Source organism: Limnothrix sp. FACHB-406 (assembly GCF_014698235.1).
Taxonomy (GTDB): Bacteria; Cyanobacteriota; Cyanobacteriia; order CACIAM-69d; family CACIAM-69d; genus CACIAM-69d.
Window position 1 is genome coordinate 82,313 of record NZ_JACJSP010000013.1, and the last position, 12,264, is coordinate 94,576.

The window sequence follows — 12,264 nt, forward strand, 5'->3', positions numbered from 1 at the left end:
GTAGCTTCGTCCCGGCCAAGGCTGGCTGCCTAGCGCACCACCGCCTGCTGGCGATCGAGCTGAATCAAGGTTTGGTTACCCCGCATCAACCGATAGGAAGCGGTCCAAGTGCCTGGCATCAGGGGCGATCGCCGAGTGCCCTTGCCCACGTAGGTAATCCACTGTTTTTGATCTTGGTCGATCGGCCGTTGATAGTCCGTGACGATCGAACCATCGGGGGCCAACAGCTTGAAATATTCCACATCCCCCTTTTGCACCCCAAAGGCATGAACCCAAAAGGTGAGCGCCTCCGCCTGGCCGGGAATTTGGTTGCTTTGGAACTCGCCGCGCCACAGCTCATCCTCCACCGGTTGCTTGGGGGCAAAGCCGCTGCGAATTAGCCCCGTGGCCACATAGTTGCGCGCCCCGTCATTCCAAACCGTGTTGGTGTTGTTGCCCGTCGCGCAGCCCGCAATCCGATCGCCCCCCAACAGCGGATCCACTTCCTTGCCATCCTTGCGCACCGTCACATGCACATGGGGAAAGGTGGTCATGCCCGATAGACCCACCAGGCCCAGGGGATTGCCCGCCTGGACTCGATCGCCAACTTTGACCCGCACGCTGCCCTGTTTCATGTGGCAATACTGGGTTTGCCAGCCGTTGCCATGGTCTAGCATTACGCCGTTGCCGCACTCAATGCCCGCCACGGTCGATCGCGCTTCCGGGGAAGTGAGCCGTCGATCGGGCACACCATCCCGCATGGCCGACACCGTGCCCGCCGCCGTGGCCACCACCGGCACAGCCGTTTGCGGAGTCCAGAAGGGAATTGCAAAATCCGTGCCGTTGTGACCGTCATAGGTCAAGTGCCGACACATGGAATCCCGCTCGCCCGTGCTGGGGTCGTGGTCGGGATAGAGCATCACAAAACAATCTTTGCCCAGTTGGCAATCGATCGGGCGGCGCAACAGGGCGGTGGCCGTTCTCTGGGCCAAGCGACCATCGATCGAGCGCTCCGGAGCCGGAATGCTGATGACACCGCCGGCCGGCGCGATCGTGGACGAGTCGGCCGCTTGGGCCAACGCGGGGGAATCTGAAGGGGCCGATTGCCCGATCGGGCCCTTCAGACCCACCCAAGTCAACCCCGCGCCGATCAAGATCAAGGAGCCGATCCTTAGGGGCCATGGAAACATGTCACTCACCGTTATTGTTCAGAAAAACCAGAGTCGATCGCCAAAGAGCTGCCCTGCCCTAACCTTCCGAGGATGCTGTGGTCATCAGGAGACTGCTCCATAGACCCGACAGACCCGACAAAAATAGACCCGACCAAGACTGAGATGGCGATTCCTCAGGCTTAGACCCCCCATGGCCCATTTTGGTTGCAACTTTTCGGCCGGTTGCTTGTTCAGTTTGTCTTGCTTCCGCGTTGTGAATCCTAAGCCTTGTGCCAAACGGGCGATCGAGCAAGGTAACCGCCTAACCCCCCATCCCAAACCGGTTCGTTTTCGGGTTTGAGACCTCAGGCGGTTCCGTGATCATCCCATCCTATTCAGGATTAGTCATAATTTGTGAGCTTCTAGCAAGTCCCGGAATGCGTCATTCGGGTTTGCAATAATCCCCCGTGGGCACGGCCCGCTCGATCGTGTAGGCCGCACCGGGCACAAGGATAAATTCGCTGGCTCCCACTTCGCTGTTGGGGTTGCCCCAATCGTAGGTGTAGCCCAAGCCGGTGAAGGGTTGCAGATTAGTGCGAATGCTGCGGTAATACAGCCCCTTGAAGAAGGTTTGATAGTTGGCAATGCCCGATCGGGGGGTGATGCCCGCCACCTTTGGCAAGTCCGCCGCCAGGGATTGGGGAAAATCCGCTTGGCACTGGCGATCACTCACTTCCGGATCCGCACAGGGGCGAAACAAATCCCGCACATCCACCCACATTTCCACAAACACGTCATAGTTCCAGGCCGGATCCAAGCCCAAATATTGCTGGAGCCGCAGTTTCAAATCCGCTTCAGTGGCGTTGGGATTCTGTTGGCGATATTGCCGACAAAGCTGTTGCACCTGGGGAGCCGCCGTGACCCAAATCAGTTGGTTTTCGTTGCTGGAACTGTTGGTGGCGGGTTTGATGAAGCGATCGAACGAGCTTTGACTCTTCCAGGTCACCATCAACAATCGCTGGCGATCGGGATGCCAAACCAAATTCGGATTATCCGGCGTGAGGGGAATTAGCTCCGAAACCTGCTCGGTGGGTTCCGCCACCGCCGCATCCCGAATTGCCTCGTTGTAGCGTTCCTTGGGGGATGGGGTCGCCTGCACCGCATCGGGGCCGAGCGACAACGTGCAAACCAAACCCAGCGCTGCCCCAAGGAGGCGTTGGGAAATTTGAGAGATTGAAACAGTCGAAAACATGGCTGTCAGGGGGTCTTCAACCTTGGTCAATCGCCATCCTAACCAGACTCCTTGGGATTGAGGGCTAGGGGTAAAAGCATTGGATCAAGCGTTGAATGCAGAGCAGTCGCCCGATCGCCCCAATTTCTGAGGATTTTGCGAATTCTATAGATTTGTTGGTTTGATTAGATTTGTTGCAATTTACCTTGACTCTCGTTCACCAGAATTGACAAAAACCTTAGAACATTCGTGGTAACAAAAGGTTTAAACCCCTTGTTCGGGATTGGGCAGTGAGTGGCTTAATCATTTGCTTAGTCATGCTGAGTCATTTGCTTAATCATGTGCTTAGTCATTCGCTGCCATTAATTTTGGACATTGGGCATAGTTTGGCCCCGCTGTTCTGCGCTTGGAGCAGTGTGGCTATTTTTAGGAAATTTGTGGATGACTACGCCTACCTGCCGCCTCAATTTAGAAACTGGCTCCGTTGCTTTTGGTTATGCACCCGCCGCGGCCCGGCAATTACAAACGGAATTGAAGGGGCTGATCGATCGAATCAAGGCCGCCACCCAGGTGACTCCCGGTGATCGCCCCACGCCCCAAGCCAATTTGGACTATCAACATGCGGGAGAGGTGTTTTTGGAGGTGTTTTGTAACCCCAATATTTGGCCATCGCCCTTTGCGGCGAAGGTGCTGTTGACCGTGCGGGACGATCGGATTCGGCTCAGTTTGGAAACGGCGCTCGATCGCCTGATGTCTGACCTGAATGATTACCTAGAGCAGGTTTAAGGTTGGTTGTCATTGCTTAACCCTCATCGTTGTAACAAGGGGCTTAAGCCCCTTGTCCCCCACGATCTGGCAACGGTGGAATCAAGGTTTCAGGCGATTTGGTGATCGGTCTTAGGGCGCGTTCACCTGTTCGACTGGCTTTTCGACTGGCGGTGGAAAAGGCTGCTGCACAAATTCCATCAGAATGTCTGTGCAGCGGGCGATCGCCTTGAGGTGGGCAATCTCGTAACCGTGGGTGTTTTGGGTGGGGAAGCCCAAGCAGGCGGCCCGGGGCACATGGCCAAATTTCATGGCGATCGAACCATCGCTGCCAAATCCGCTGATCACGGCGTATTGAATGGGTAAGTGCAATCGCTCGGCCGCCGCCTGTAGCGCCCGGTTCAGGTCTTCGTCATACAGCCCATAGGCATCCTGGGACAGCAACACCGGCACGGGCCCCGGGGCGATCGGGTATTCCGGGGCGATCGGGGCAATTTCCAATGCAATCAGGGCCGCCAGCTTCTGTTGTTGCGCAAAGTACATGGCTCCCAAGGCTCCCACCTCTTCCTTGGCGGAAGCAACCAGATATAGATCCATGGCCGGCGGCTCCTCCTGGGCCAATAGCCGTTCTGCCAAATCCAGCAAAATGGCCACGGAAGCTTTGTTATCTAAGGTGTAGCTGGCGATTTGGTTCGGGCCCAGGCGCAACGGTTGTTTGCGGTGTTTGCTCACCACGGCGCGGCTGCCGGGCCGAATGCCCGCTGCGGCCAACTCAGCAGGAATCCGACCCGTTTCCACCCAGGCCCGCTCCCAGGTCAGGGGCTGGTTGTCCTGCAAATTCCGCTGGGGGGACTCGTGGGACACATGGCGCGATCCAAAACTGAGTACGCCGGTGATAGTTTGGCGATCGCCCAACAGATCGATCGCCCCTTCGCCATAGACCCAAGGGAAAGCCCCGCCCAGCTTGCGCAACTGCACCCGCCCATCGGACTCAACGCCTTTGACAATCGCGCCGATCTCATCCTTGTGGGCCGTGATGGCGATCGGCTTGGCGGTGCGATCGCGCCCGGGAATCACAAAAATCAAATTACCGGCCTCGTCTTGATTCCAGGTCAACCCCAGAGCCTCGGCGCGAGCGATTAACCAGCGATCGACCTCCTGTTCGGCCCCGCTGGGCGAATGACACATCACTAGGGCGCTGATGGTTGCAAAAAGTTCGTCATACATGGCGAGATCACGGGTCTGGGATGGTGATTGACTTGCAGAATTTTAGCGATCGCCCTCCGTGGCCCGACGCGCCTGTTCCCAAGCAATCCAAGCTGCTCGGTGAATATCCAGCCAAGAAATGGCCCGATCGCGTGCCAAAGCGGCCACATCCTCAAATTCTGGATGAACATTCTGAACCGTTTTGCGGGTTTCGTCTTGCCAAGCCACCTTCACCCGCACGGGGCCATAGTCCGTGTCCACCACTTCCAAATGGCGCGGCAAAACACGGCGCTGTTGAAACGATCGCCGAATCCCGATCGTGGTGGTTTCTTGAAACAACACATCCTCACAGGCGGTGAACCGATCCAGGGGCGTAATTACCGTGATGGCCACGCCGGATCGCGATTTCTTCATGGTCACGGGCTGCACAAAGGCATCCAGGGCCCCCACCTGCAACAACCGCTCGATCGCGTAGGCGATCGCCTGGGGGCTGCAATCATCAATTTGGGTTTCCAACACCGCCACTGTTTCCAGGTCAGGATCATGGGGACTGGCTAGGCTTTCCGGCCCCGGCAAAGCTGGGCCGGATTGACCCGATCGAGACTGCCCTGATGGCAATGGCTGGGCCGCCTGGGCAGACCACTCGGGCCGATCGCCCGGAGCCGGAGACTGCGGGCCCCGATCGCTCCGAGGCGGGGGCACAATCAGCGGGGACAAAGGGGCCGATCGCACCAACGGAGCCGACAAACCGGCGGGCGCTGCCAACTCTCCCAACCACAGCCGCATAATGTTGGGCAATGGGAGCGATCGCTGGCCCGCGCCCAACCCCACCCGCTGAAGGGTCATGGCCGGCGGCGACCCGAACCCCTGGGCCAATCCCACGGCGATCGCGGCTCCCGTGGGGGTCACCAATTCCCGATCGATTCCGTTGGCATAAACCGGCACTTGTCCCATTTCAAACAGCTTCAACACCGCCGGAACCGGCACGGGCAATCGCCCATGGGCCGCCCAAACCGTGCCGCCGCCCGTGGGCAAAGCGGAACAGAAAATCCGCTCAACCCCCAGCCAATCCAGCCCTAAGCAGGTTCCCACCACGTCCACGATCGCATCGATCGCCCCCACCTCGTGGAACTGCACCTGTTCTGGCGCAATGCCATGAACAGCCCCTTCTGCTTGGGCCAACTGCCAAAAGATCGATCGACTCCATTGCACCACCCGATCGGGTAGCGACGAATTCAGAAGCATGGCCTCAATGTCTGGCCAACGGCGGCTGTGGTGATGGGTGTGATGGTTGTGGGGATCGTGGTGATGATGGTGATCGGGGCTATGGTCGTGATCATCGTGCCCGTGATGCTCATGATCATGATGCTCGTGCTCGTGCTCATGATCATGATGCTCGTGCTCGTGATGCCCATGATCATGATGCTCATGCCCGTGCTCATGATGCTTGCGCCCGTGATGCTCGTGCCCGTGATCTCCCAGAGCTTCAGGTGAGCGGGCAGATGGTTCAGCCCCTTCCCCCGGCTCATCCATGGGATCTTCCACCTGAAAGGAACCACCGGGCGATCGCCACTCCACGATCGCTTTCAAGGCTCGCTGGCCGTTGTGGTGCATGGTTTGGCTGCTGAGGCGATATTCCTCGGCAATTCCCAGGCGATCGAGCTGCGATCGCACATAATCCAAGGGCACACCCACATCCAGCAGCGCCCCCAAACACATATCCCCCGCCAGCCCCGTTGGGCAATCAAAATAGGCCACCTTCATTTGTTTTGCCCTCCGCCCAAGTCTGAAAAATCTATCCCGCCATCTTGTCGGCCAGCGCTTTGGCAATTCGTTCGGGAACCGGTCGATCGTCGGTCTTGATGATTGGTCTTGATGATCTGTTGATTGAGATCTTGAGATCTTGGATGAAATCTTGAGAGATGAAATCTTGAGATCTGTTGGTTGGTTAATCGTTCAAGAACTGAGCGTGCTCGTGAATTTTGTGTGCCCGCGAATGCACTGATTATGAATCAGCGTTGATCTGACCGTGTGGCCGCATTAGTGCCGCATCAGTTCGATCGATGGGCCCCTTGGTTGTGTTGGGGTCAGTCCATGGGGGTTCATCATAGGTTTCTTCCGGCTCCTGATGATTGAGGGTTAATCAACAGTGAACTCAATGCATCTAGAAAATTGCCACATTACACCCCGTATAAACACTGAGTTAAAAATGCACCAGTGTTTTCAAAAAATGTCGAAATTGTCTGAATTTTGGTCGATTTTGAGAGTGAGATTGCTGATCCCGATTCAGTGATGATTGATGCACCGTCAGGGCCAACAATGAGCCACAATAAACAACAGGTCATGCTATGGCGTGACTAGACCCGATCGCCCTCCAATCCCGACTGATCAGCGGGCGATCGACCCGAAGACTTCTCGCAATCTCAATCCTGAAGTCTTCTCATGCCCTTTCCCAGCGTGATTTCCCCAGCGTGACTTCCCCAGCGTGAAGGTCACCAGGGCGATTTCCCCAGGGCAATCAATCACACCATCGCATTCTCTCAACGCCACCTCGGCCCAGTTGACCTCAACCACCCAACTGGCTCAACGCACTCAAGGACATCGACGAGGAAACGACCATGACGAACGCCTCCCGTCCCCCGGTTCCCCCGCCGCCGCCGCCACCACCGCCTCGGGTGGCCCCGCCGCCGCCGCCGCCGGTTGCTGGTCGTCCTCCGTCGCCTCCCCCGATCGGGAACAACGAGCAAACCCTCCCGATCAACATGGCCCCGCCGCGCGTGGCCCCACCGCCGGCCCCCACGGCTCCGCCGCCTCGGGTGGCCCCGCCGCCACCGGCCGCCAACACGGTTACCACCCCCGCGCCACCGTCCACCGTGGTGCAGTCAGGGCCCCCCAGCGCTCCGGTGGCGGCCCAAGTGGTCGCTCCTCCTGCGAAGCGCAAGCCCTCTCCCGGTCAGCCGACGATGATTGACATCGTGAAGCGGGCAGACGAAGAAGGCTGCTCCGATATTCACTTGGGAGTGAACGAAGTGCCCCGTTTCCGGAAGCGCGGTGACATCGTGCCTCTGGACTATCCCACCACCGACCTCGACACCTTCATGAGTTGGTTGGGGGAAATCATGAGCGAAGAAGATATCGCCTTCTTCCAAGAAAATCTGGACTATGACGGAGCTGCCGATCTGGGCTTTGTGCGGATTCGGATTAGCTGCTTTGATTCGTTGGCGGGCCCGGCCATGGTGCTGCGGCTGATTGGGGCCACCATTCTGAGCATGGAGCAGCTTAATTTGCCGCCCGTGTTCCGGGATGTTTGCCACTACCACAAGGGCTTGATTTTGGTGACGGGGCCCACGGGTTCCGGGAAGTCCACCACCATGGCCGCCATGTTCGACTACATCAACAAGAGCATGGCGAAGCACATCATCACGATCGAGGATCCGGTGGAGTTTGTGCATGTCAGCCAAAAATCCCTGATCAAGCACCGGGAAGTGGGGCGGCACACGCGGCAATTTTTCAACGCCCTGAAGGGGGCCCTGCGCCAAGACCCGGACATCATGTTGGTGGGGGAAATTCGGGATGCGGAAACGATGAAAATCGCTCTGAAGGCAGCCTCAACGGGTCACTTGGTTTGTGGAACCCTGCACACCAACAGCGCCATCAAGACGATCGAGCGGGTGTTGGGGATGTTTCCCCCCAATGAGCACGCGGCCCTGCGGGTGAGTTTGGCCGAATCGTTGGTGGCGATCATTGCCCAAGGCTTGTGCAAAACCACCGATGGGAAACGAGCTGCCTACCACGACATCTTGATCGCCACGGATGCGATTAAGGAATACATCATCAAGGGCGAGATGGAGGAGATTAACCAGGTGATGCTGAAGTCAGAGTTTGACGGCATGATCACCATGAATAAGGCGCTGTTTAATCTCTACCAAGAGGGCCGCATCACGGAGGAAGTGGCGCTGGAAAACTCGCCCACACCGAACGAAATGGCCCAATTCCTGCGCGGTCGGGTGTAGGTTGTGCGTTTGAGGGGCAAGGGGCTTCAGCCCCTTGTCTCCGATTGTCATACAAGCGTCTGAAACCCTGATTCCACCGTACCGACATCGTGAGGAGCAAGGGGCTTAAGCCCCTTGTTACGACGACTGGGACATGGAAAATCAATCGTTTCCGCCTGATCCTAGGAAATGACGACAGGCCCTAAAGCCCCTTGTCTCCGATTCGGGCCTAGACGTTTTTCAGGGCTTCGGGTTGGGTTTGCAACCCGTGATCGACCCCGTGGCGTTGCAAGATGGTTTTAATTTCTTGGGCGATCGGGATGGGCTGTTCCACCATGCCCATATGTCCACAATCGGGAATTTCCCGCAGGTTTTCGCCCGACATGTCAAACAGTGGATGGAAGCTGGCCAAGTGGCGCACATAGCGCGGCTCCATCACAGAATCTTGGTTTCCGGCAATGAAGTAGGCTGGCTGAGTAAGCTGGGCCACCACCTGGGGCAAGCGATGAACTTCCGCTTCGGTGGTGGACTCCAACAGAGTCCAGAGGGCCGCTTCGGGATGGGCGGTCACAAAGTCGATCAGTCGCTGCCGACCCCATTGGCGGTCTACGGGGCGGGCCACGCTGTCGCGGCTGAAGACCCAATCGAGACCCGGAAAGGCCCGCAACCATTGGGGCCGAAATTGCACCAAGCGCTGGCCAACGGCCCGAAAGCGCTCAAATTCTTCTTTGAGATAAATGCCGCCGCCGGAGTTGAGGCAAATGACCCCTTGAATCCGATCGGGAAATTTGTGGGCGCTCCACAGGGCGATCGCCCCGCCGAGGGAGTGACCCACAATCCAGGCGGTCTCAATTCCCAAATGCTCAAGCAGCCGATTTAAATCTTCGGCGTAGGCTGCCGGGGCGTAGTTTTGGTAACGCTCGCGCGGCGTTGAAAATTGCTGGGGTTGGGTGGGTTGTGATGCCCCAAAACCGCGCAGGTCATAGGACAAACAGGGGATATGGGGCTGGAATTGGTCAATGAGGGGCTGCCAATAGTGGCGGCTGAGCAGCCAACCATGGACAAAGACCAAAGCCCAGCGGGTGGGGCGATCGGGATCGAGCCGGTAACTGTGGGGAACGCCGCGAATGGTGATGGTTGCCATACTCCGATCCTATCAGGAACAGCCCGATCCCTGGATCGGTTTGGAAGCGCAAGGGAAGCGGTTCCCCAACAAAAAACTTGAGAAGCTGAAATGCTTTGGTAGTGGTGGTTTTCAGGGTTTCAGCCTTTGACGGTTCCGGATTTTGGCTGCCCTGCCCGAAAGAGAAAAAGTCTCGATCGATCCCCACGGCCCCCGGCCCAGCAAGACAGCGAATCGAGGCTAATCGCTCGATGCGCCCCTCGAAATTGGCTTCGAGCAGGGCGATCAATCACGATCCACCTCGATTCGCCTCGATCCACCGCGACCACGGCAATCAACGCAATAACAATCAACAAAACAGAATCAACAAACCAGAATCAACAAAACAGCGACGGGTCATCAGCAATGGCCACTGGCCACTGGCAACCGGCAATTAACAACTGCAAAAGCCAATCATCGCCGTAACGCATTGGGGAAGTCATTCTCAGCAGTTCTGATCTGGTTTTGTTCTCTCAGAACTGTCGCCCCAAAACCACACTCCACCACACCCAATTCAGAATTACTGGATACCAGACTGAACTGGCTAAACGAACCGCAAACATGCTTTAGCTAATTCTGACTAACGCTGATTGGTGGAGGGTTGAAAATTCCGTTTTTGATGGAATCAAATTCTCGGAAATTGCATAACAAAATCCTAGAAAGAAAACGGAATCAACCCCCCAATTACAGGCTGCATCAAACGATCCTTAGCTCATAGGAGCGGCGAACACATACCGCACAAAATCACGGCGGCCGCTGCCCCGGTGCGAGTTCCGAGTGCGGCGCACCACAGTGGGTGCAGCCTCTACGGACAGTTCTTGATGATTGATCATTTGGGTTTCGGAAACCAAGGGAGTCATTGCGCCCGCCGGCAGCGATGGCGCAACCGCTAGGCACAAACCGAGCAGCATCGAAGCAGAAGGGAACAGGCGCATAGGAAGAAATCCATCTCGAACGTTGCTGCTCCTTCCTTCTGAAAAAAATCAACGGAATCAGGAAAACGAATCAACATTTTTAGTAAGAATTTTGATGTCTTTCTCCGGAACTAATTCCTTTTACGGTTTAGTGCCAATTCCTTAACTGGCCCCGAAATTTGGGTGATAATTAGCTAATTAGAATCTCTTCGTTCGGGGGGCCGGAAAACCGGATTTTGGGGAGAAATTGGGGTCAAAATTGCGATCGCCACGGCATCAGTGCTGGTTGAATGGAGAATTGACGAACACCAAGGAAGATTCGCCGTTGTCTGGATTGGCCAATTCACAAACCGACCTACGGGCAAACTCGCTGGTCAGCACGATCGAGGCAATTTTGTATCTCAAGGGACAGCCCCTCAGTTTGGCGGAGATTGCTGACTGTGCCGGTTGCGCGCGAGATCTGGCCCACGAGGCCTTGCTGGACTTGATGAACGACTATGCCCAGCGGGACACGGCGTTGGAGGTGGTGGAACTGCGCAAGGGCTGCTACACGTTGCAATTGCGCGATCGATTCCAGTCCCTGGTGGAGCGGCTGATTCCGGCGGACTTGGGAGTGGCGGCGTTGCGAACGTTGGCGGTGATTGCGCTCAAGGGGCCGCTGCCGATGGCGGATTTGGTCGATTTACGCGGCTCCGGAGCCTATCAACATGTCCAGGAGCTGGTGGAGCGAGATTTTGTGAAAAAACGGCGCTATGGGCGATCGTCCATGGTGCAGGTGAGCGAAAAGTTCCACCGCTACTTTCAGTTGGATGTGGAAAATCAGAATTCTGCCCAGTTGGAGTTGGCGCTCAATCAGTTGCGATCGAGCCTGCCGCCGGATGAGGATGCGGCCGAAGACCCGGAAGATCTAGAGGATCCAGAAGACCTCGATCAGGATTCGGTTGATCCAGACCTGGACTGAGAATCTGGGCTGGGAATCTGGGCTGGGAATCTGGGCTGGAAAGTTTAGGGTAATGATTTTGAGGAAATGCTTGAGCCGATCGGGAGTGTGCGTCTCTTGAAATATTTGTGGCATCAGTGGTTAGCCGCCGCCTCGGAGCGGCCAGACCTGCGGGCCCCGATCGCGGTGGTCTTGGGGGCCATTCCCGGCGCATTGGGGCGTTATTATCTGTCGCTGCTTTGTGCGCGGCTGTGGGGCACGGGTTGGCCGATCGGCACGTTTTTGGTGAATTTGTCTGGGGCGGTGTTGATGGGGCTGTTTGTGGGGTGGATGACGGATCGATCGCCCCTGTATCCCGAATTGCGGCTGTTGTTTGCCGTGGGATTCTTAGGCTCCTACACCACCTTTTCTAGCTACATCTTGGATGCGTCAAATCTGGCGCGATCGGGCGCTTGGGCCATGAGCTTGGCCTATGGTTTTGGCAGCTTTGCCCTCGGTTGGTTGGGTTTGGAATTGGGGCGTTGGCTGATTGATCGTTGGCGTTAGGTGACTTGCTCGATGACTTGCCCAATGTTGCCAACCGGTTTGATGTGGCTCGTTGGGTGCATCGTAAAGAAAATTTTACAAAAAATGAGCAAAGACTTCTCTGATCTCCACCTTCTGAAATCGGTGATTGTGTGGGGAGCAATGGCAAGTTCAGCCGTGAATTGCCCATGACATTCCAGCCATAATTCAGGCTGCGAAACCCAAGCTTTCCCCTAGGCGAATCTGCTTTGCAATCCCCATCATGCTGAATGGCCGCCCTCGTAGCGACCGTTGGGAAAAGCCTTGGGGATTGATCGGGATCAATCGGGATCGATCAGAATTGATTGAGATCGCCATCGTTTGGCGGGTGGTTGCAAATGGCTGCTTTGTAATTGTTTC

At 56.7% G+C, this 12,264-nt stretch carries 10 protein-coding genes; 4 read left to right on the plus strand and 6 right to left on the minus strand.

Annotated elements, in window-relative coordinates:
* Positions 1 to 29: 29 nt before the first annotated feature.
* Together H6G53_RS13305 and H6G53_RS13310 are read right to left on the minus strand one after the other, a co-directional pair.
* On the minus strand, positions 30 to 1,169 hold the full coding sequence (locus H6G53_RS13305; protein ID WP_242030920.1) for a M23 family metallopeptidase: 1,140 nt from the start codon (positions 1,167 to 1,169) through the stop codon (positions 30 to 32).
* 403 nt (positions 1,170 to 1,572) lie between these two features.
* A complete protein-coding gene (locus H6G53_RS13310; RefSeq protein ID WP_190533682.1) occupies positions 1,573 to 2,382 on the minus strand; it encodes a hypothetical protein in 810 nt (269 codons plus the stop codon).
* Positions 2,383 to 2,802: 420 nt separating this feature from the next.
* Here H6G53_RS13310 and H6G53_RS13315 point away from each other — a divergent pair, with 420 nt between their 5' ends.
* The gene (locus tag H6G53_RS13315; protein WP_099534925.1) at positions 2,803 to 3,147 is read left to right on the plus strand and encodes a hypothetical protein; all 345 of its coding nucleotides are present in this window, start codon (positions 2,803 to 2,805) and stop codon (positions 3,145 to 3,147) included.
* Between the two features lie 111 nt (positions 3,148 to 3,258).
* Here H6G53_RS13315 and H6G53_RS13320 read toward each other — a convergent pair whose 3' ends face one another.
* Positions 3,259 to 4,353 (minus strand): M42 family metallopeptidase, encoded by a 1,095-nt coding sequence (locus tag H6G53_RS13320; RefSeq protein ID WP_190533685.1) that lies wholly within the window; start codon positions 4,351 to 4,353, stop codon positions 3,259 to 3,261.
* 42 nt (positions 4,354 to 4,395) lie between these two features.
* Positions 4,396 to 6,096 carry a nickel pincer cofactor biosynthesis protein LarC gene (larC, locus tag H6G53_RS13325; protein ID WP_190533688.1) on the minus strand — a complete coding sequence of 567 codons (1,701 nt, stop codon included), beginning with the start codon at positions 6,094 to 6,096 and terminating at the stop codon, positions 4,396 to 4,398.
* Between the two features lie 854 nt (positions 6,097 to 6,950).
* Between larC and H6G53_RS13330 the strand changes: the two genes are divergently transcribed.
* The gene (locus H6G53_RS13330; protein WP_190356114.1) at positions 6,951 to 8,345 is read left to right on the plus strand and encodes a type IV pilus twitching motility protein PilT; all 1,395 of its coding nucleotides are present in this window, start codon (positions 6,951 to 6,953) and stop codon (positions 8,343 to 8,345) included.
* Positions 8,346 to 8,553: 208 nt separating this feature from the next.
* Here H6G53_RS13330 and H6G53_RS13335 read toward each other — a convergent pair whose 3' ends face one another.
* Both H6G53_RS13335 and H6G53_RS13340 read right to left on the minus strand, forming a co-directional pair.
* Positions 8,554 to 9,468, minus strand: a complete 915-nt coding sequence (locus H6G53_RS13335) for an alpha/beta fold hydrolase (RefSeq protein WP_099534261.1) — start codon at positions 9,466 to 9,468, stop codon at positions 8,554 to 8,556.
* A gap of 725 nt (positions 9,469 to 10,193) precedes the next feature.
* The gene (locus H6G53_RS13340; protein ID WP_143473102.1) at positions 10,194 to 10,421 is read right to left on the minus strand and encodes a hypothetical protein; all 228 of its coding nucleotides are present in this window, start codon (positions 10,419 to 10,421) and stop codon (positions 10,194 to 10,196) included.
* Positions 10,422 to 10,734: 313 nt separating this feature from the next.
* On the opposite strand from H6G53_RS13340, the gene scpB reads away from it, so the two are divergent.
* Together scpB and crcB are read left to right on the plus strand one after the other, a co-directional pair.
* Positions 10,735 to 11,361: an SMC-Scp complex subunit ScpB gene (gene scpB / locus H6G53_RS13345; RefSeq protein WP_199309243.1), complete on the plus strand. Its 627-nt coding sequence runs from the start codon at positions 10,735 to 10,737 to the stop codon at positions 11,359 to 11,361.
* 66 nt (positions 11,362 to 11,427) lie between these two features.
* Positions 11,428 to 11,886, plus strand: coding sequence for a fluoride efflux transporter CrcB (gene crcB / locus H6G53_RS13350; RefSeq protein ID WP_190533695.1), 459 nt, complete (start codon positions 11,428 to 11,430; stop codon positions 11,884 to 11,886).
* Positions 11,887 to 12,264 lie beyond the last annotated feature (378 nt).